The following is a 20,220-nucleotide window of genomic DNA, read 5'->3' on the forward strand; positions in this document are numbered from 1 at the left end:
GGTTGTTTCCGGATGAACCGCATACGGCAACGTCAACCCCGGCAGTGTCAAGGTTCCTGTTTCCAAGCATTCCTTCGCAACATGGTTCGGCGCCAGACTGTCAATATTGATCCAACGATTTTGCCGCTGAACGGCTAAAAGATCGTAGTGCGTCTTGCGGTTGGTGTTGGCCACATGGCGGACACTGGCAAGCGAGCCCGGAATCAGAATTTCCTTATTGCGGCCGGTATTGTTCATGTGAACAGGCGTCGTCACGCCGTCTAATGCAACTTCGACCGTGAAACGGCTAACGCGGCGAATAAGTTTGCCGACGCTGACGTTTTGATAATGCATGGGATGCCTCGTTTCTGTTAGTTAAGGGGTGGTCTTCCAGCAATTGCGTCGAGCGTACGCTGGACTGTTTGCTTGCTATCCGTCGCCAGTCTGCGCTCAAAAAGCAGCCCCGAACTCTTTTTTGGAGTCGCGACGGCTGCTTGTTGTGATGTTTTTACAATATTAGCGAACGATAATGACAGATACCGACGCATCACGTGCCACTTCACTTGCCACGTGTCCGAGACGTAACCGACCACGGCGCACGTGCGAACCCATAATAACCAGGTCCGGCTTGAAAGCAGGAATCACTTCATCAAGGATAGCAGCAGCTGGACGACCTTCTGCCACAATTGGCTGCGCTTTTTGAACGCCGAAGTCGCGGGCCTTTTCAACATAAGTATTCAGGTTTTTGGCCATCTTTTCCCGTGCTGCATCAACATCGTCAGGTGTCAATGACTGGAAAATATTCAAATCGCCGGTTTCCAGAACCGAAACAATCCCCAGCGGAATATCGTAAATCTTGGCGACCGTGCAGGCGTAGTTCAATGCCTTGCGCGAGGAGTCGTCGTCATCATCATCGACCGCCAGTAGCAGTCGATTATAATGCACGGATTCAATCGTTAAATCATTTTCAGTAACCAACAGAAATGCCCCCTTGCAAGTTTAGGTATCCCTAACAAAACTATTCTATCACACATTACCTTTGTTTTCCGAAAAATACTGCTTAAACCGGCCGACATAATTGTGAAACATGTACTTAAGCAATATCCAACGCTTGAAGGTCATATCCGGCTTGTAAAAGACCGTCGTCCCGTAACGCTTTTCTTTGATAAGCTGCAATGCTTCCCGCTTGGCTTCATTATCGGCGGAATATTGCTTGAAGACCCGCTCCGGCACGCCCAGCCATAGCTTGTATTTGCTGCGGTCAGCATTACCGAAAACTGTTGGAGCATCCTTGAGATCGCCGACGATATAATCACGAACCGGCCAGCTGGCAAGATTGTAGCCATTTAACGTGACAAAGAAACTGCTGCGTCCCTGGCGGATGTTGATTTCAAACAACTTAAAGGTGTTGTCGCGGTGATCATATTTCATATCGAAGTTGGCAAAACCGGTAAACTTGATGGCCTCCAGGAAATCCTTGATTTGATCGTACAGCTTCTGATCAAACGCCGGCATAATGGCGACATAATTACCGATTGAAGCCGGCGTCGGATCTTCCAGCAACGGGTGGCCCAAACACATCATTTTAACGTGATGATATTGATCCACATAACAGTTCATGGTGCGCATGTTGCTATCATCGCCGGGAACAAAATCCTGCAAGATCAGATCGGAAGTGTAGCCATTGTCGTAAATTTTGGCAATCGTATTGGTCAGCTCAACCTGTGAGTGAATCGTGAACGCCTTCTTGCGCCCTTCAAAATGGATATTCAACCATTCCACCGAATCAGTCGGTTTAAGCGCCACCGGAAATTCAAACGGTGCGGTGATGGTGGCGTTGCTTTCGTACATCGACTTGGTGACAATTTTGGTCGCCGGATATGGCAGATGGTATTCCTCACACATCTGATAGAAGCTTTCTTTGCTATTCAGACGCTTCAGCAAATCATAGTCAACATAAGGGCAGATGAACCACTGACTCAATTCATCTTTATGTTTGGATACCAGTTGCGCATATGTATCGCCGCATGCAATCAAGAGTAGTCGACCAGCCGAAGCCGCATGCAGATGGGCGATTTCACGCATTTTTTCGATGAACGTGGGATCAGAATCAAACTGCTTAATCAGATGGACATTCACGATACGCGAAAAACGCGTCGGCGCAAGCTGTTCACGGGCATAAACATCAATTGCGCCGCCGATCATCTCGTGGAACGAACGCGCCATCCCGTACACGTTCATATCACTGCCAAGCAGAATGGGGGTAAAACTGGGTGCATCTTTCATCTGGATGATATTCTCCTCGTTCGATAGGCTCAGGTTCGTTATACCTGCGCCTTGAAATTTTCATTGAAAATGCAGCGGCGATCAGTGACGTGGTTGGTGCCGGCTGCATATGACATTTCCGAAGCGATCGTTGAAGCGGTTCAACTTTTCGCTCGTCGCTCTCGAATTATACCATACTGGCAATATGCATTCATGAAGATACTGGTAGTGTGGTTCAAAACTATTTCAGCTGCGCCATATCGATCGTGATGTACACAATGCTCTGATTAGCTGCCAACGACCAATTCGACGGATCCTGAACTGGTGGATAAGGTTCACCATCCAGCATGGTTGCGATGGCATCCACAGCCTCTGTGGCCGCTTCTTCACGCGTTGTTCCTTCAGTCACCATTCCTTTAATATTTGGACTGGTGACTGTAAAGTAATGGCCGTCTTCATCATTAAATTCGGTGAAAATGGTTGGATAAACTAGAACCGGTGATTTGATAGGCTCTTTTTTCATGGCTGTACTCCTTTAATCGAAGATCTCTGCTTGACCCGCCTTCTCAGCCAGATACGCAGCGATCTCTTCTTCCGTGGGCGGATGCTTACTGACCCACCCCATATGAACGGCTAATTGTTCTTCCTTCGGGACAGTTGTTAATTCCGTGATACAGGCAAGCGCGCGCTGCCGATACGAGGCCCTTACGGCGATGATTTGCCCTACTTTCAATTCACCTCTAAGCCGCCCCGGAATACTAAAACGGTGCGGTTTGCCTTTTAGACCCACCGCAACCACTGTGTTATAAGGACTGATCATATTGAGTTTTTCTTCTTTTGGCAAACCGGTTGCAAACACTTCCAGGATAGTTCGGACCGAAAAGTCAAGCGCCCCGTCGCCGTGCCACAGTTGCAAAATTTCTGGCGTCGTCAGGCGTTTTATCACGCCCTCACCTAGCGCAGTGACAACAGCGGCCCCCGTTTCTTCCGTCGTTACCAGTTTAAGTTGGCTTAACTGATCCAGCAGCATAGACAGACGCTTCAGCGACAAGGTGATGACTTGGTCGCCAACCGCTATTTGAACGTTGTGCTGCTCGTCTTCCATCACCTCGGCATGCTTGACAAGCAAAAGCATGTAAGCGAGGCCACCCACTCGCAGCGTATTGTTAGGGCTGGCCAAGCAGTGCCGAATCATCTCGCGGAGTTCAGCGAAGTTAGCGGTATTTCGCAGATCAAAGTTGAAACCTTGGTAACCTGCTTGGCGATGATCGCTAATTCTCAAGTGCCAAAGCCGTTTGCCATCAGTAATCAGGCTGTACCGGCTGTTGGTGGTAAACGAATAGACGAATAACAATTCATGCTGATCAGGCCCCAACGCCGCTTTAATCGTGTCATGAATAACCTGCGACAGGCGACTCGCGGTCGTGTAATACCAGTGTTGGCCGATGTTGATCAGTACCCGTTCGTTAGACTTAATCCGCTCCATCCGTTCCGTCCTTTCTGGTCTGGATCATGACAGTTGTCTGCCTTTATATTACCAGAAAATAGCCGTCAAACGAGACGATATCTTGTTGCTCGCCCTCTGCCGATTTTCTCGATCTGCTGTTTATTTTGTAGTTCGAGAAGGGCCCGTTCGATTGAACGCTGACTGTATTCTGGCACAAGCGATAATAAATCACGCTTGCTCAGTGGCCGTAATTCTCTCTGCAACGCATTTAAAACCAATTCTGCTGCCGACTTAGCTTGAGGTTGTGTGATGTTGATGCGCTCATTCAAATCACGATAAGCCTGCAAAATAATGCTCAAGAAGTAATCAAGGAATGGTGCGTATGAATTACCATTCGTCATCCAATCGGTCGAACTTTGTTGGAGCCGCTCGTAATAAGCAGATTTTGTGTGTTCGATAAGTTGTTCAATACTAACGAATTTTCCTACCAAAAAGTTATTTTGGTATAACGTCAGCAGCATTAAAAGCCGCGACATGCGACCATTGCCATCTCTGAACGGGTGAATGGATACAAAGTCAAAAACAAATGCGCCGGTCAGCAATAATGGCGATAAAACGCCGGCATGGATCGCCTGATTGTAGGCATGGCACAACGAATCGACCAACTCAGGCGTCATGTGCGCCGGTGGTGGGGTGAATCTGACACCCTGACTTCCATCTTTATAGTGATTGACAATGGTGTTATTGATGTCTTTGTAATGACCACCCCATATACTTTCAGTGTAATTAAATAGCTGTTTGTGTAAGCCAAGGATTGAATTGCTAGTAATAGGAATGTCTTGATAGTGCTCATGGATCAACTCTAAAACATCACGATATCCGGAAATCTCCGCCTCACTACGATTGTGGGGCGTCGTCTTTTTGTTCACCAGTTCCCGTAAACGCGTGTCACTGGTATAAACTCCTTCAATTCGGTTGGACGCATCGGTGCTTTCAACTTTGGCAATGTTGACCAATCTTTCTAAAGCAACCCGACTCTTCTGTAAGCCGTCCTGTTGTTGTCCGCGCAACTCATAAATCTGATTCATTTTAGCCACGATGGCAGGGGTGACCACCAGTGCATTGAGGCTTTCATAGTCAAAATATTTCATCGCCAAGCGCTCCCTTTCCTCGCCATATTACACTATTTGGCGTAGAAAACTCAATTATGGCGCGTAAAAAAAAGCCAAGCTTCAATGCTCGACTTTTTTTGAAAGTTCCCCCGTTTTTACCACCTGTACACCTTGTTCACTTGGCGTCACGATCCGCACTTGCCATTCCGGCCACCGTTGTGCGGCTGCCTTTTGTAGTTGTTCGGCTCCGGCGGCATCGCCAACAATGGCCAGCATGGTCGATCCCGAACCGGAAATCAATAAGATCCCGTCGTGTGCGGCCGTTTCCTCGCGCGCTGCCTGATAATCCGGAATCAACGTCGCGCGATACGGCTCGTGCATCCGATCCTGAGCCACCTGGCGTAACAGCGATAAATCACCATCCACCAATGCACGGGTCATCAAAACGCAGCGGCCCATTTGATAAGCCGCATCCGCATAACTCATGGTTGCCGGCAAAATATTGCGTGCTTCTTCGGTGCTAACCGCGTATGGCGGAATCAAGGTAACAAAATGCAGCTGTTGGCTGACGGGGTACTGCCGGACAATCGGTTCATTACCCGCCAAAACAGTCGCACAGACCTGTCCATAAATGGCAGGCGCCGCATTATCCGGGTGTCCTTCCAGCTGAGTGGCCAACTTCAAAAGGGCGGCTTCATCCCAGTCGGCATGAAACCAGGCATTCGCCGCAGCGAGGCCACCGACCACACACGTCGCCGAACTACCCAATCCACGCGCACTGGGAACATCCGAGTCAACGGTGATGCGTAAGTTGGGAACCGGTTGACGAATCGCATTCGCAAACGTGACAAAGGCGCGATAAATTAAATTTTCCGGGTTAGCGAAAGCATCCCCGTCACCGATGATCTCAAGCTTTTGGGTGCTCGGCTCAAAAGTGAACCGAGATTTGAGATCAAGGGCCATGCCCAACACATCGTAACCAACGCCTAAATTAGCCGTTGTTGCCGGAACGGACACGCGAATCATCATCGAAAACCTCCTTTGCCGCATTGAGAATGGCGGCGCCCATTGCTGCTGGTGCAACCACGTGTTTCGGTTGAGGCGTCATCGTTGCCAGACGGGCCAGATTTGCTGGAATCGCAACGCCACTCACCTGTTGTAGTTGCGTCATCAACGAAAAATCGTCGCCTGAAATCGGCAAGTCAAGTGCCTTAGTTACCGCACGCGGGAACTTGTAAGGACTCGCTGTGGCCAACAAAACATTCGGCGTGGTATCACCCGTATCCCGATATTGTTGCATCACACTGTAACCGACTGCTGTGTGTGGATCCATTAAGTAGCCATCTTGCTGCCAGACTGTGGCAATCGCCTCTGCTACTTGTTCGTCAGTCGCAAAACCACCGGCAAAATCAGCTTGAATCGCCGCCAGCACATCAGAACGGACTCGATAGCGTCCTGTTTTCGCCAGATCTTTCATTAGCATGGCCACGTAGGCACTATCTTCGCCGCTCTTATAATATAGCAGGCGTTCCAGATTACTTGAAATCTGAATATCCATACTTGGGGCAACGGTTTTTAAAAACGGCCGATTGCGATCATAGATGCCAGTATCAAGAAAATCCGCGATCTCGCGATTTGCATTAGCCGCAGCAATCAGTTTATGAATCGGCAAGCCCAGTGCCTTGGCATAAAAACCAGCCAGTACATCGCCAAAGTTTCCGGTCGGCACCGTGAAATTAACCGGTTCCCCTAACTGGATTGCATGGCTGTTGACCAGTTGCAGATAAGCGGCAAAATAATAAACCACCTGTGGAATCAGCCGGCCAATGTTAATTGAATTCGCCGCCGACAGCGTAACCTGTTCTGCCTGCAAGCGTGCTGCAAAACCCGTATCGGTAAACAACGCTTTGACCGCACTCTGCGCTTGGTCAAAGTTACCGGCAATCGGGAACACCCGCGTATTCCTACCAGTTGTTGTCAGCATCTGCTGCTCCTGAATCGGGCTAACCCCATGATCGGGATAAAAAACCGAAATGCCGGTTTGCGGCACATTTTTGAATCCCTGCAGGGCCGCGGTGCCGGTATCGCCACTGGTCGCCGCCAGAATCATAATGCGATCTTCCGGATCCAGAGCTAACCGCATCAATTGCGGCAATAATTGCAGCCCCACGTCTTTGAAAGCACTGGTCGGACCGTGAAATAATTCAAGCACGTGAAAATCACCGACATTCCGAATCGGCGTGATGCGTTCATCGGAAAAATTTTGTCGATATGCTAAATGGATCGCTTTTTTCAATGAAGCAGTGTTAAAATCAGGCAACAGGGTCATGAGAACATGCTGAGCGATCGTTTCATAATCTGCTCCCAGTAAATCCTGAAGCGCAATCCGATAATCCGTTAAATGCGGCAAAACGAATAAGCCGCCTTCTTCGGAAATACCTTGCTTAATGGCTTGCTGGCTGGTTTTGGTTATTCGTTGATCCCGTGTGCTCGTGTATCGCATGTGAACGATTCTCCTATCTGATCCGACTTGTTTTTACGATATGGATATGATAATCTGTTCGCATTAGAAAAACAAGTGTCTATATTTTATAAACAAGGAGCTGAGAAATATGAATATTGCCATCTTAGGTTTTGGTACTGTCGGTAGCGGCGTTTACGATATTGTTGCGAATGGTGATCGCCGAATGCGGGTCACTGCGATTTTTATTCGCCCAACCCACCCTGCCACCATGCCTGAGATGACAACTGATTTCGATGCCATTCTTGCGGATCCTTCTATCGATGTGGTGGTGGAGGCAATCGGCGGGCTGCATCCCGCTCACGATTATATTCTCCGGGCCTTGCGCCATGGCAAGCATGTCGTCACCGCCAATAAAGCGGTTGTGGCCCGTTATCTGCCTGAATTTATTGCGACCGCGGAAGCACACAATGTTCGGTTTTATTTTGAAGCAACGACTGGCGGTGGCATTCCCTGGATCCGTAATCTGGAACGGGCCGCGCGGATTGATCAGGTCGATACAATCGAAGGCATCTTTAATGGCACCAGCAATTACATTTTAGACCAGATGCAACGTGCCCACCTGGATTTCGATCCTGTCCTGCTGGCGGCTAAGGATATGGGCTATGCCGAAGCCGACCCGAGTGCCGACATTGACGGCGATGACATTGTCAACAAGCTCAAAATCTCTGCGGCTTTGGCCTACAATATGGTACCGCCGCGTGATGTGCCTAAGTTTGGCATCCGGCACGTCATCAAAGCCGACATCGACTTTTTCGCCAAACACCACCAAGTGCTGCGCTTAATCGGTAAAAGCAAACGAATCGGTGATCATTACAGTATGGTCGTTGAGCCGCGGCTTTATCCAGCCACCGCTTTAGCTGCAAATACTTTTGAAAACTTCAACCTCATTCGCCTGCATGGCCAAACCATTGGCGATTTACAGTTCTATGGCCAAGGCGCCGGCAAATACCCGACGGCCAACGCGATTGTTCAGGATCTTTTCGATATTCTGGAAAAGGTCACCCATCTAAAACGCGACTTCAAGCAAACCTTACAATTTGATTCTGACCTCAGTGTTGCCGATTATCTGTTACGGGCTGATCCGCTAACCTTTGCGATGTTTAACGACAAGCAAACTGAAGTGATCGATCACCGGCTGCTGATTAAACAAATCCCGGTCGGCGAAATGCATCGACTCATGCGCGGCGTTTTGGCAATTGATGCCCATGCATTCATGGCGGCGATTGGCGACAGCGAACTCGTCGCGCGCGATGTCAAACAGCAATTGGATCAGGAGGTCATCGGATGAAAGTCGCAAAATTTGGCGGCAGTTCCGTTGCCACCGCCGATCAATTTCAAAAAGTCAAAGCCATTATCGATCAGGATCCCCAGCGTCAGCTTGTGGTCGTCAGCGCCGCCGGTAAATATGGCCCGGCCACCCAAAAACTCACAGACATCCTCTATCTCATTGCAGACGGCATCGAAGCCGGCCGCAATGTGACGCAGATGTTTGCTCAGGTAGAGGCCAGATTGGAAGCCATCAATCACGCATTACAGTTACACGTGCCTTTAATCAAGTTAATGAACACGATCCGTCATCGGCTTGCCACGCATTATTCGCGCGATTATCTGGTATCCCGCGGCGAATTTTTAACTGCTCGGCTGATGGCAGCGTATCTGGGCTACACCTTCGTGGATGCCGCCGACTTGTTCTTTTTTGATCAAAACGGCGCCATTGATGAGGCCAAAACCCAGGCAGCCTATCGCCAGCTTCCTAAGCATCACGGCTTGGTCATCCCCGGATTTTACGGACAGAATCAAGCCGGGCATGTTCAACTCATGCCCCGTGGCGGATCGGATATCTCCGGCGCATGGTTAGCACGGTTGGCTCAGGCAGATTTATATGAAAACTGGACTGATGTGTCTGGCATTAAAATGGCGGATCCGCGCATTATCAAGGATGCCGACAGTATTGACGTGATGAGCTATGATGAGTTGCGCGAATTGACCTATATGGGCTTTAGCGTGTTTCAGGAAGAAGCCGTCCAGCCGGTTCGTGAATGTAAAATTCCAACTCGCATTCTCAATACCAATGCACCCCAGGATCCGGGAACGTTGATCATTCATGATGACGACCCCAGCGACGAGCTGCGCATTATCACCGGCATTGCTGGGCGAAAACATTATCTCGTCATTACTATTCGTCAATACCAGCTTGCTTTACACTTGGAAGTCATTCAACGCGCATTGGGCGTCATTGCTGCCCATCATCTAGTCGTTGACTACCTGCCAACCGGCATCGACAGCTTCAGCTTGTTGATTCGAGAACCCCGCCACCAAATCTCGGTTCGTGAGTTAACGGCAGCAATTAAAACCGCCTGTCAACCGGATAAACTGGAAGTCACTGAAAATGTCGCCTTAATTGCGATGGTTTCCCGTCAATTGCGAAAACGACCGGCGATTGCGGGCAAAGTGCTTGCGTATTTGGATGACAACCTGTTAAATGTCCAGTTGGTCAGTCAAACCAACGACGATATCAACTTACTGATCGGCGTCAACGACAAAGACTATGATAAAGCCGTTCGCGTCATTTACAGCAGTATTCACCAGAATTTCCACCGCCCAGCACCTTATATTGAAGGCATTGCTTGAGGTAGATGGTATTGACTAACCTATCAAAAAAGGCTCCTGCTTCCCAGTTCAATGACTGAGAAGCGGGAGCCTTTTTTTACGTTACGCAGTTGCTAATGACATTGGCGCATCACTATTTCTTCCACGGCTTATCTGCCTCTTTTGTTGGTGCACTTGCTGCCGATTGACTGGTTGCGGCCGGCTTGGCGGCGGAGGTTGCCGGTGCTGCTGGTGCTGCCGGTTGCTTTTGCGGTGCTTCCGACTGTTTTTGCGGCGCCTTTTCGGCAGTGTCCGCGTGTCGACCCTTGATGGCATCGACCACTGGCTGATTGCCTGCTTGATGCATAAGAGCGCCATTTAACATCCCACGAATGTCAATGCCTGCCACTTCCTGAAGCATATCCAACTGCTTGACCAAACTGCCACTGGTTTGCTTGGTGAGGTCGCCGTCGCCATAGAGCTTAATCGAATCAACGTTGGCGTATGGACTCATGGCAGCTTCAATAATCTTCGGCATTGCCTCGATGGTCATCTTGAAGCGACCGGATTCATCCAATTGGCGAGCCGCTTCAGCTTGCTTCGCGATTGCTTCCGCCTGCGCCAGCCCGATTGCCCGGGTCTTGCCGGCTTCGGCTTCCCCGATCGCCTTAGTTGCATTAGCATTTGCTTCAGCAGCCAACTCAACTTGCTTGGCTGACGCTTCGGCTGCAGCAATCTGGGTTGCCTTCTGTGCTTCAGCCGCGCGCTGAGCCTTATACAAGTCAGCATCGGCCTGTTTACGCACGGTGGCATTCAGTTCCTGTTCCTGCAGTTCCGCGTTCTTCTGGGCCAGTTCAATATCTTTTTCCTTTTGAACCTGTTTGGCCTTCATCTGCTCAACAATCGCTGCCTGATCGGCTTGGGCCTGGGCAATTTCCTGTTGCTTCTTGAAGTCGGCCATTTTGACTTGTTGCTCGCGTTCGGCATCCGCCACCTGCGTCTGCCGCTCGATTTCCTGCTGTTTAGCTTCCTGATCGGCTTGAGCTTGCTGAATCCGCGTGTCACGGTTAGCGGCCGCTTCAGCAACTGCTGCGTTTTTCTTGACCTCGGCAATCTGCTTCTTACCTAATGAATCAAGATAGCCGTTCTTGTCGGCAATATCTTTGATCGTAAATGAAATAATCTGCAGGCCCATTTTGGCTAAATCGGAACTCGCCACGTCCTGAACTTTCTCGGCAAACGCATCCCGGTTTTGGTAAGTATCCTCAACCGTTAACGTGCCTAAAATAGCCCGCAAATGGCCTTCGAGAATTTCCGTCGCTTCGGCATTGATCTGCTCGTCATTTTTGCCTAAAAACTGTTCGGCAGCAGTTGCGACTTCTTCCTGGCTAGAACCGATTTTTAAAATAACCGTCCCATTGACGATGATCGGAACACCCTGCTGCGTGTAAACTTCCGGCGTTGCCACCTCGATTGTGCGGGTGTTCAGGCTTAAAACATCCCAGCGCTGTAAAATCGGTAGGATAAACGACCCGCCATTCGTGATCAGCTTCACCCGATTCCCGTTAATATCCCGAAAGCTATGCTTGCCGGATATCAAGGCACCGGAAATAATCAGAACCTCGTTGGGCAACGCTGTCTTGCGGTGCGTTGCCAAGAAAATAAAAAGCAACAGTAAGACAACGATCACAATGATCCATGGCATATAATCAGCTAAAATTTCCATTCGTCCCCTCCTCTTAGGGTTGGTTATGTGCGGCGACCTCATCAACATATGCGACGCCTTCTGTGAGTTCGATAATCACGACTTTGGTGCCCTGTTCAAGTGGACGATGCGTGCCTGACCACAATTTAGCCGGGTAAGTTTGCCGCGCCCGGCCGCCACCCGTCACCATGACTTCGCCCGTATGATCAGGGGCAACCGCCAGTGTCAACGTGCCCAGCAGATAATCCTGAGTGCTCATGGACGTTGTGTTCTCCACCGATGACAAAACGCACTGTAAAACCGCCAATAGCGGCAACAACACCAACGAGAGCAACATCCATAAAAGACCGGCAACGATCACCAACGCAACCACGCCCACCACCAACTGTAAACCCAATCCTTGTTGGGTCCACCAAGTAACCATTCCGATCGCCTCGCTTTCAACAAGTACAAACGTCTCTTTTATTCTACCATGCAAACGATTCCCAGCCTATACCAATCAAAACGAAACGAGCGTTTTATTTTGCACAATCGATTTTATCAAAATGATCAGTCATAATGCAGCGCATAATCTTCTGGCACTTGATACCGTAACGTTTTGGTGAACAATAAATAACTGATGTAAGCTAATCCAATTGGCAAGACAAAGAACAGCAGGGTCAATTCCAGAATATTGCCTACCGTTACGGCTTTCATCGCATCTAAGGCCGCCAATGGTCCCACCAGCCCGGAAAATCCAAATCCGGCACTGGCCGGGGTACCCTGAATGTTTAATGCTGCCCCAATACCACCAAGAATGCCGGCATTGATCGCCATCGGTAAGAACAGCTTGGGTTTAGACAAAATATTGGCCATCTGCATTTTAGGCGATCCCAGGAAATGGGCCAAAGACGTGCCAAGCGGATTCGCCTTCCAACCGTAAACTGCCAGCGCAAAGCTTGCCCCGACAATCCCCAGATTCGCTGAACCAGCACCGATCCCGCTTAACGAAATGGCTGTGGCAATTCCGACCGTGCTGATTGGAGTCACGATTAAAACCGCAAAAATGATCCCCATCAAAACGCCCATGACGATCGGTTGTAACGCGGTAATGTCATGCACGAGCACCCCGATGTACTTGGTAATCCCGGAAACCGGCCCCAGCGTCAACATTCCCACACCGCCGGCAATGAGTAAAACCAGCGACGGAATCAGCAGAATCGTATAGGCTTTCAACGCATTCCCCAGCAATAAAATCACCAAATAGCCAATCGCAAGCGTAATTGCCAGATTGATGACATCCCCGGTTCCGGCAACCGTTAAGCCGGTTTTGGTCAAATGGTAATTCCCGGCGCCAATAATCGCGGCCAACGCCAACGAACTCGTCTGAATCGGTGTAAATTTCGCGATCATCCCCACACAAACCGCCGACAATGCCGGCAACAGGGTCATGGCGGCGGTGGTCATATACGTCACCACCGCCAGTTGCGGAAAGCTCGGCAAAAGCAACTTCACAATGGCGTTCAAAATAGCGCCAGGCACCAGCGCCACGATGATCCCCACAGATAAACCATTCAAAATGTTCATCGTCACCGTTTTCGCGTCTTGTTTCATGCATTTTCCTCCAATCTAGTTAACTTGATGCGGTGAATGACCGCCTTCCAAAATGAGCTTGACATCGTCTAACGAAATATCAATCATGTTTTTCACCGCTGCATCGGTGTAAAAGCCGATATGTGGCGTAATCTCAACGTTCGGCATCGCCTTCAACGTCTCGAGTTCGGGATTGTCCACCAGAGTCTGACTACGATCCTCACCAAAAATACCGGCTTCCCCTTCAATCGTATCCAACGCCGCACCGGCAATGACATGATCCTTCAGCGCCTGAATCAAGGCACCGGTATCAACAATCGGGCCGCGGGCAGCATTAATGAGATAAGCGCTTGGCTTCATTTTTTTCAGTGCATCTGCATCAATCAGATGGGTGGTGATTGCATCCAGCGGTGTATGCACCGTCACGATATCAGCCGTCGTCAGTACCGTGTCCAAATCCACATAACTAACCGTATCCGCCAGCTCAGGCCGCTTCACTGGGTCACTCACAATCACCGTTGACCCCAACGCACGGAAAATCCGAGCCACCGCACTGCCGATTTTCCCGGCACCAATAATGCCGATGGTCAGATTGTGAATTTCCGCAGCTTCCAAGCCACCCCAGCTGTAGTCATCCTTCGCTTCGCGGGCACTTGCTTCTCCTAAGTGGCGAATCAGCCGCATCACTTGTGCCAGCACCAGTTCGGAAACCGACCGCGGCGAATACGCTGGCACGTTGGTCACAGCCAATCCGTTGGCGGTAGCGGCTTCAAGGTTCACAATGTCAAAGCCGGTAATCCGCAATGTCAGCTGCTTCAAGCCAAATGCCTTCAGCTTTTGATACACAACGTCATCAGGAATGGCCGCGTGTTGCTGAATCACAATGCCGTCATAACCCTTAGCCAAGTCAACCGTCTTGGGCCCAAGTTCAACCGTGTTCGTATCTACCTCAATGTGATTAGCGGCCACCCAGTCATCAATGGCAGCTTGCTCATCGGGACGAACGGAATACATCAGAATTTTTGTCATCTTTGCCTCCATGTTGTTTGTCGTTACTTTGCCTATTTAGCCATTAATGACTCGCCATGTACTTAGCAATGCGATCTGTCGCTAGTTCGAGATCTTCCATTGACGCCGCATAAGAAAGTCGCACATAACCTTCACCGCCAGGACCGAAACTCGCACCCGGAATAACCGCCACTTTTGCCTCGCGCGCCAACGCGTAAACAAATTTCCAGCTATCATGCATGCGCTCCGGTAATTTAGCAAAAATGTAGAAGGCCCCATCAGGATGCGGCACCGTCAATCCAGCATCGGTCAAGGCTTTGATCAAAAAGTCCCGCCGCTTCATGTAAGCTTCCTTCATCGGCTGCACATCGTTCATACCATTTTTCAGTGCTTCTTCAGCGGCTCGTTGCGCGTTCGTGGTCACGCTGGTCATCGTGAACTCGCTGACTTTTCCGACCTGGGCAATGACATCTGCCGGCCCGGCCGTGATACCCACGCGCCAACCGGTCATCGCATGGGACTTCGACACCCCATTTAAAACGATCGCCTGATCCGGCAAAACTCCGCCTAACGAAACGTGGGTGCCAGTGTAAGTTAATTCGGAATAAATCTCGTCACTAAGTACAAAAATCTCATACTGCTTAATCACCGCCGCCAACGCTTCGAGATCGGCGCGACTATAAGTTACCCCAGTTGGATTCGTGGGGTAATTCAACACCACGGCTTTCACAGTATCCTTATTTGCTTCAATCGCCGCCTGTAACTTTTCAGGTTTCAAAATGAAGCCGTCTGCCGATGTGTCAATAAAAATCGGCTTAGCACCATTCAACATCACAATCGGAATATACAACGGGAAAATCGGTGTCGGGATAATTACGGTATCGCCCTTGTTCAACATCGCCGTCAAACTCGAATAAATCCCGCCAGTCGCGCCCGCGGTGATTAAAATCTGGGTCTCCGGATCATAATGCGTCTGGTATTTTGTAGCCAGATAGTGACTGGCTGCAGCCCGCAATCCCGGCAACCCTTTACTCTGGGTATAGTGGCTTTCATTATTTTCAATCGAGCGAATTCCCGCTGCCTTAACGTGTTCCGGTGTGGGAAAATCCGGCTCGCCTAACGTCAGCTTGACAATGCCGTCGATTTTGCTGATTTCCGCATTAAACTGTAAAATATCGCTCGGCTTGAGCTGCCGAACTTCCTGATTCATGCGATCAACTAATGCCATATCTTTTCTACCTCCAATATTTTTTGCCAGTATTCTTAGCAATTAACCCGATAGACGCAAAAACCCGCAGTCGATGTGACTGCGGGCAAGGAATTGGGAATGATTCTCCTGATTTCAGCCACACAGTCAATTGCTTGATCTGTGTGACCGCTCACTCAAAGGTAACTGGTCTCACAGATCGCGTCTGAAAAACCAGAAATAAAATGATTGTGCGCTTTGAGTCAGCTTCATCGTCATCATGAGAACCTCCTAAGAATTGGATTAGCTAAAGATTACCGGTTACTTGTGCATTTGTCAACTAATTCGAGTTAAATTATTTGACTTTTGTCATGACATCTTGAAACGATTCCCCATTTGGCTTGGGTTCGGTCAAAGTAAGTTTATGCCCATCCAGGTCTTTTAGCGTCATCTCAACTGCTTGCCATGGCTTTTGGGCCGGTGGTGACACAATTGATTGTTCCTCAGTCTTCTCAGCAATCGCCGCAATACCTTTGACTAATAAGTTAATCACAACACTGCTGCCAGCTGAGGCGTGTTTATCTTGAATCAACATCAAATCCTGATACCTTTCGCGACGAATATGCATCATGATGGGTGATCCCGATTGATCATTAAACGTATAAAGCTTTTGAAAGCCTAATTTGTCTTGGTACCAATTGGCCGCCTTGACGATATCCTTGACCGGCAGTTTGACGAACATCGGCATTGGATAGTATTCTGGCAAAATTATCACGTCCTTTTTTAATTAAGCGAATCGCGATATTTCACAACGACGACCCATCTTGTCAGTTGAGACTGATCATCAATGCGATTTGCTTGCGGTTCAGCATAAAAATAGCCGATGACGTAGCGTCAGGGTCAAGCCCTCCTAACCTTTTCCGAGGAAAAATGCCGCATTTCAATGGCTGAATACGCTACAATTAGATTAATCAAGAAGGGAGTTTTCATCAATGAAATATACCATCACGGCCAACAACACTTTCCCGGTTGTGGATATTGCCATGGAACAGGATGAAACAATCCAGATCGAATCAGGCTCCATGATTTATCACAACGGATTAGTCGAGCTGAGTGGCCATATGAACAGCAACGGCAAGAAAGGTCTCGGCGGTCTCATGAGCGCGATTGGTCGATCGGTGACAAGCGGCGAAAGCTTTTTCATCACCACCGCTACTGGCACCGCCCCGAATGCCGAATTGGCCATTGCATCCGGCAATCCAGGGGTGATTAAGGAATTAACGCTTGATGACAGCCACCAATACCGTCTGAATACTGGTGCTTTTCTGGCCATGGACAGCTCGGCCAGCTATCACATGGCCAGTCAAAAGGTTGGCGGCGCTTTGTTCGGCGGCACTGGCGGTTTCTTCATTATGGAAACCGCCGGCACAGGCACCATGCTAGTTTCGGCGTATGGTGATATCATTCCGATCCAACTCGATGGAAGCCACGAATACGTTGTTGACAATAGCCATGTGGTTGCGTGGGATAGTCAGCTGGATTACCACATTCAGCCGGCCAGCGGCGTCATCGGCTTCACAACCGGCGAAGGCTTGGTCAACCGCTTCACCGGAACAGGAACGGTTTACATCCAGACGCGGAACATTCAAGCTTTGGCTAACCTGATCGAGCCATTTATCCCGACTAAGAGTGACTAATGTGTGATCAATCGTTTTAAAAAAACAAAAAGACGACTGACATTTCCTGTGCTGCAATGACTGGAAATGTCAGTCGTCTTATTTGTGATTGTGAATGTTCCCTATTTCATGATAGAACCAATCGCTTATCCTTCAAAAAGCTTGCCTGCCTTAGGACCGGGATCCAATGTCCAGATCTTATCAATGGTAATCACGCCGGCTCCTTTGGGCACTGGGAACTTGCCTTCAGCCCACTTTGCTGCTTGATCATAGTAAGGACCGTCCGTATAGAGCTTGGCAGTGCCGCCAAAGCGGAAGCCTTTCAAAGCCTTGGCATTAGCAACAGCGACAATCGCTTTCCCATTGTCGTTAATGTTGGCTTGGGTCTGACCACCTGTCATTTCGTTGTAAATAAGGTGCTCGTCGTCCAACACCCGCATTGAGATCTTAGGCCCAACATCCGGGTTGCCATCAGCATCAACGGTTGAAATATAGGACAACTCACCAGCAATCATGTCTTTCATTGCTTGATTCAATTTTGCCACTATGACACATCCCCTATTCATTTCAGTAAAACCATTTTAAGGCCGTGAAAGGTTTCAGGCAATTATTGTGTCTCGATGGGATGTCATGTTCATAGAGCGGAATACAGTTGAATATAACGTTCACTCAAACTTCTAGTAAGGAGTTTGATTCAATCCGCGGAATGTTTATGCTTTTTCTTCCGTTGTCCGAACCAGTAATCGGCTATCAGACTTCCAAACGCGCCAGCAACAAAGACCCACCATCTGAATGGGCCTCTCAGCCAGATAGAAGTAATAAAGGCCAGTAACATTGCAACGCCAAACGTTAAGATGAAACTCAGCCAATATTTCATGTCTTCCCTCCGTTCACCTGTATTGAACAACGCTTTTTATAGAATTTTAGAAGTTACCTAAACACCCCTGAAAAAATAAGCACAAGGCATCCACAGCATGATGCTGCGAGTTGCCTTGTGCTTATTATTCATTAAACCGGACTAAGCTTCAATCTTATCTTTATTCGAATCGGCAATGTAATGCGGAATCTCGGTGTCGATAAAGTAAACTTTGTACCAAACCAAGAAGGTGTAAATGGTCCAGACTTTCCGCCGATCATCCCGTTCTTTGCGATACGTCTTGTCGAGAATGTCCAGAATCGCATCCTGATTGAAGAATTCCTTGACCCAATCCTGTTCAAAGGTTTTGCGCACTTCTTTGTAGAATGGTTCGTCTTCAAGCCATTGTTTAACCGGAACCGGGAAGCCGAGCTTTTCACGGCTAGCCCATTCTTCTGGCAAGTGGCGGTTGGCCGCCTCGCGCAGGGCGTATTTGGAGTTATGGGAGTTGATCAGATACTTGGTTGGGATACCCGCAGCGACTTTGGCGACTTCTTTATCCAAGAACGGTACCCGCAATTCCATCGAGTTTGCCATCGAGAGCTTGTCAGCCTTCAACAGAATATCTTTAGGCATGAACTGATGGATATCGAGGTACTGCATCTTTTTCACTTCATCGTCGTAGTGGCGAACCTTCTTGTAGGATTCGGTGACAATGTCGCGTACGCTCTTACTTTGCCGGAATTCAGGCTGCAGAATTTTGTCGGCTTGACCTTCATGGAACACGAGTGCTTCACCAATGAAGAATTCTTCTGCCGGAGCCGTGGATTCATACAAATGCAGGCGACCATGGAAGTTAGGCATTTTCTTCAAGCCATGGGCGATTCGGTACTTCACGCCACGCGGCAACTTCCGTAAACCATCCGCAAACACGCGGATTGCATGGCTACGGGTGTGGAACCCATAGTTGGCGTAACCAGCAAACAGTTCGTCGGCACCTTCACCAGACAGGATAACAGTGACGTCTTTATGCGCCATCCGAGTCAGGAAATAGAGCGGCACGCAGGATGGGTTGGAATCCGGCTCGTCCAGATGATATTGGATGAGTGGGAAGTTGTCGAGCGCTTCTTTTTCGGTCACGATATCGCTGGTGTTGTCTAAGCCAAGTTTGTCGCTCAGCTCCTTGGCTGCCGTTCCTTCGTGATATTTCTTGTTGTCAAAACCAATCGAGAAAGTATGCTCCGGCCGCAACAGTGCCGTGATATACGAAGAGTCAACCCCGGAAGAAAGCAAGGACCCGACTTCAACATCAGAAATCCGGTGGGCTTCAACGGATTCGGAGACGCTCTTGTCAATCGCAGCCACGGTCTCGTCGAAACTGAGATGGTTGGCCTTAAAGTCCATATCCCAGTACTTCTTGATCGTGAGCTTGTTATCCTTCAACGTGAAGTAATGGCCCTCCGGAATGCGATAGACGCCCTTGAAGAACGTCTCATCCAAGGCGGAATATTGGAAGGTCAAATACGGCTTCAGTGCTTCTTTGTTTAATTGCTTTTTAAACTTGGGGTGCTTCAAAAATGCCTTGATTTCACTGCCAACGATAAACGTATCGCCATCGTGATAGTAATACATTGGCTTGATACCAAAGAAGTCGCGAGCACCGAACATTTCTTTTTTATTGTCATCCCAAATCAGGAAGGCAAACATGCCGCGAATCTTCTTGAGTAATTCTTCCATGCCATATTCTTCATAGCCATGGAGTAGAACTTCAGTGTCACTGTGGGTCTTAAATACATGTCCGGCAGCGATCAAGTCTTTGCGAATGCTTTGGAAGTTATAGATTTCACCATTGAAGATAATAGCAACCGTGCCATCTTCGTTTAAAATCGGTTGTGAGCCACCCTTTAAATCAATGATGGACAACCGGCGGAACCCTAAAGCGACATCATCATTGATATATTCACCGCTGGAATTCGGTCCCCGGTGCTTGATCATATCCATCATGCCATTAATAACTGGCTTTTTGTTCAAAATTGTCTTGTCCGCAAACGCGATGATTCCGCACATACAGTTAACCCCTTTTCACGTGAATGACCATCATTACTTGTTTCAGTATAAAGATTTGGCGGCGCAAGTCAATTGAAGCGCGCCGGTAAAAAGGAGCCTGTACGACGTTGTCAGGCCGACTTAATCGGGACATATAGACAGCCACTGTCTCGCAACCGCGGTCGCAAGTAAAATTCAGATCTTTCAGGCAATGTCTCTGGTCATTTCTGAAAATTAAGAAAAAGGCAAAAAAAT

At 48.9% G+C, this 20,220-nt stretch carries 19 protein-coding genes and 1 pseudogene; 3 read left to right on the forward strand and 17 right to left on the reverse strand.

The window, feature by feature from the left end:
* The 8 genes and pseudogenes from GSO_RS10235 to thrC form a co-directional block, all read right to left on the reverse strand.
* Window positions 1-333: pseudogene (locus GSO_RS10235) on the reverse strand (DNA/RNA nuclease SfsA); the annotation flags it as partial.
* A 162-nt stretch (window positions 334-495) separates the two neighbouring features.
* Window positions 496-957 carry a universal stress protein gene (locus GSO_RS10240; RefSeq protein ID WP_010491798.1) on the reverse strand — a complete coding sequence of 154 codons (462 nt, stop codon included), beginning with the start codon at window positions 955-957 and terminating at the stop codon, window positions 496-498.
* Window positions 958-1,005: 48 nt separating this feature from the next.
* Entirely contained in the window at window positions 1,006-2,265 is a 1,260-nt protein-coding gene (locus GSO_RS10245) for a carboxylate--amine ligase (protein WP_010491799.1), read from the reverse strand.
* A gap of 220 nt (window positions 2,266-2,485) precedes the next feature.
* Window positions 2,486-2,767 carry a type II toxin-antitoxin system HicB family antitoxin gene (locus GSO_RS15910; RefSeq protein WP_010491800.1) on the reverse strand — a complete coding sequence of 94 codons (282 nt, stop codon included), beginning with the start codon at window positions 2,765-2,767 and terminating at the stop codon, window positions 2,486-2,488.
* A gap of 12 nt (window positions 2,768-2,779) precedes the next feature.
* Entirely contained in the window at window positions 2,780-3,730 is a 951-nt protein-coding gene (locus GSO_RS10255; protein WP_025013587.1) for a hypothetical protein, read from the reverse strand.
* 65 nt (window positions 3,731-3,795) lie between these two features.
* Window positions 3,796-4,842: a Fic family protein gene (locus GSO_RS10260; protein WP_010491801.1), complete on the reverse strand. Its 1,047-nt coding sequence runs from the start codon at window positions 4,840-4,842 to the stop codon at window positions 3,796-3,798.
* Between the two features lie 81 nt (window positions 4,843-4,923).
* Window positions 4,924-5,829, reverse strand: coding sequence for a homoserine kinase (thrB, locus tag GSO_RS10265; RefSeq protein ID WP_010491804.1), 906 nt, complete (start codon window positions 5,827-5,829; stop codon window positions 4,924-4,926).
* Complete coding sequence (thrC, locus tag GSO_RS10270; protein WP_010491805.1) at window positions 5,795-7,306, reverse strand: threonine synthase; 1,512 nt, start codon at window positions 7,304-7,306, stop codon at window positions 5,795-5,797. Before thrC ends, thrB begins: the two co-directional genes overlap by 35 nt.
* Before the next feature lie 109 nt (window positions 7,307-7,415).
* Between thrC and GSO_RS10275 the strand changes: the two genes are divergently transcribed.
* On the forward strand, window positions 7,416-8,615 hold the full coding sequence (locus tag GSO_RS10275) for a homoserine dehydrogenase (RefSeq protein ID WP_010491807.1): 1,200 nt from the start codon (window positions 7,416-7,418) through the stop codon (window positions 8,613-8,615).
* Window positions 8,612-9,958, forward strand: a complete 1,347-nt coding sequence (locus tag GSO_RS10280; RefSeq protein WP_010491809.1) for an aspartate kinase — start codon at window positions 8,612-8,614, stop codon at window positions 9,956-9,958. Before GSO_RS10275 ends, GSO_RS10280 begins: the two co-directional genes overlap by 4 nt.
* Window positions 9,959-10,070: 112 nt before the next feature.
* Here the strand turns inward: GSO_RS10280 and GSO_RS10285 are convergent, their stop codons facing one another.
* From GSO_RS10285 to GSO_RS10310, 6 genes are all read right to left on the reverse strand, one after another.
* Window positions 10,071-11,642 (reverse strand): flotillin family protein, encoded by a 1,572-nt coding sequence (locus GSO_RS10285; RefSeq protein WP_010491810.1) that lies wholly within the window; start codon window positions 11,640-11,642, stop codon window positions 10,071-10,073.
* Window positions 11,643-11,655: 13 nt separating this feature from the next.
* Window positions 11,656-12,045 carry an NfeD C-terminal domain-containing protein gene (locus GSO_RS10290; protein ID WP_010491811.1) on the reverse strand — a complete coding sequence of 130 codons (390 nt, stop codon included), beginning with the start codon at window positions 12,043-12,045 and terminating at the stop codon, window positions 11,656-11,658.
* Between the two features lie 125 nt (window positions 12,046-12,170).
* On the reverse strand, window positions 12,171-13,214 hold the full coding sequence (locus tag GSO_RS10295) for a PTS sugar transporter subunit IIC (protein WP_010491813.1): 1,044 nt from the start codon (window positions 13,212-13,214) through the stop codon (window positions 12,171-12,173).
* A 15-nt stretch (window positions 13,215-13,229) separates the two neighbouring features.
* Window positions 13,230-14,222 carry a D-2-hydroxyacid dehydrogenase gene (locus tag GSO_RS10300; RefSeq protein ID WP_010491815.1) on the reverse strand — a complete coding sequence of 331 codons (993 nt, stop codon included), beginning with the start codon at window positions 14,220-14,222 and terminating at the stop codon, window positions 13,230-13,232.
* Between the two features lie 43 nt (window positions 14,223-14,265).
* Entirely contained in the window at window positions 14,266-15,429 is a 1,164-nt protein-coding gene (locus tag GSO_RS10305) for an aminotransferase class I/II-fold pyridoxal phosphate-dependent enzyme (protein ID WP_010491817.1), read from the reverse strand.
* Between the two features lie 313 nt (window positions 15,430-15,742).
* Window positions 15,743-16,153 carry a VOC family protein gene (locus tag GSO_RS10310; protein WP_010491819.1) on the reverse strand — a complete coding sequence of 137 codons (411 nt, stop codon included), beginning with the start codon at window positions 16,151-16,153 and terminating at the stop codon, window positions 15,743-15,745.
* Window positions 16,154-16,379: 226 nt separating this feature from the next.
* On the opposite strand from GSO_RS10310, the gene GSO_RS10315 reads away from it, so the two are divergent.
* Window positions 16,380-17,084, forward strand: a complete 705-nt coding sequence (locus tag GSO_RS10315) for a TIGR00266 family protein (RefSeq protein WP_010491821.1) — start codon at window positions 16,380-16,382, stop codon at window positions 17,082-17,084.
* Window positions 17,085-17,209: 125 nt separating this feature from the next.
* On the opposite strand, the gene GSO_RS10320 is transcribed toward GSO_RS10315, so the two are convergent.
* The 3 genes from GSO_RS10320 to asnB all read right to left on the reverse strand — a co-directional run bounded on the left by GSO_RS10320 (window position 17,210) and on the right by asnB (window position 19,986).
* Entirely contained in the window at window positions 17,210-17,611 is a 402-nt protein-coding gene (locus GSO_RS10320; protein ID WP_029345580.1) for a pyridoxamine 5'-phosphate oxidase family protein, read from the reverse strand.
* Window positions 17,612-17,757: 146 nt separating this feature from the next.
* Complete coding sequence (locus GSO_RS10325) at window positions 17,758-17,940, reverse strand: hypothetical protein (RefSeq protein WP_010491824.1); 183 nt, start codon at window positions 17,938-17,940, stop codon at window positions 17,758-17,760.
* A 141-nt stretch (window positions 17,941-18,081) separates the two neighbouring features.
* A complete protein-coding gene (gene asnB, locus GSO_RS10330) occupies window positions 18,082-19,986 on the reverse strand; it encodes an asparagine synthase (glutamine-hydrolyzing) (protein ID WP_010491826.1) in 1,905 nt (634 codons plus the stop codon).
* Between the last annotated feature and the right edge of the window lie 234 nt (window positions 19,987-20,220).

Origin of the sequence: Lacticaseibacillus zeae DSM 20178 = KCTC 3804, assembly GCF_000260435.1 — a bacterium.
GTDB lineage: Bacteria > Bacillota > Bacilli > Lactobacillales > Lactobacillaceae > Lacticaseibacillus > Lacticaseibacillus zeae.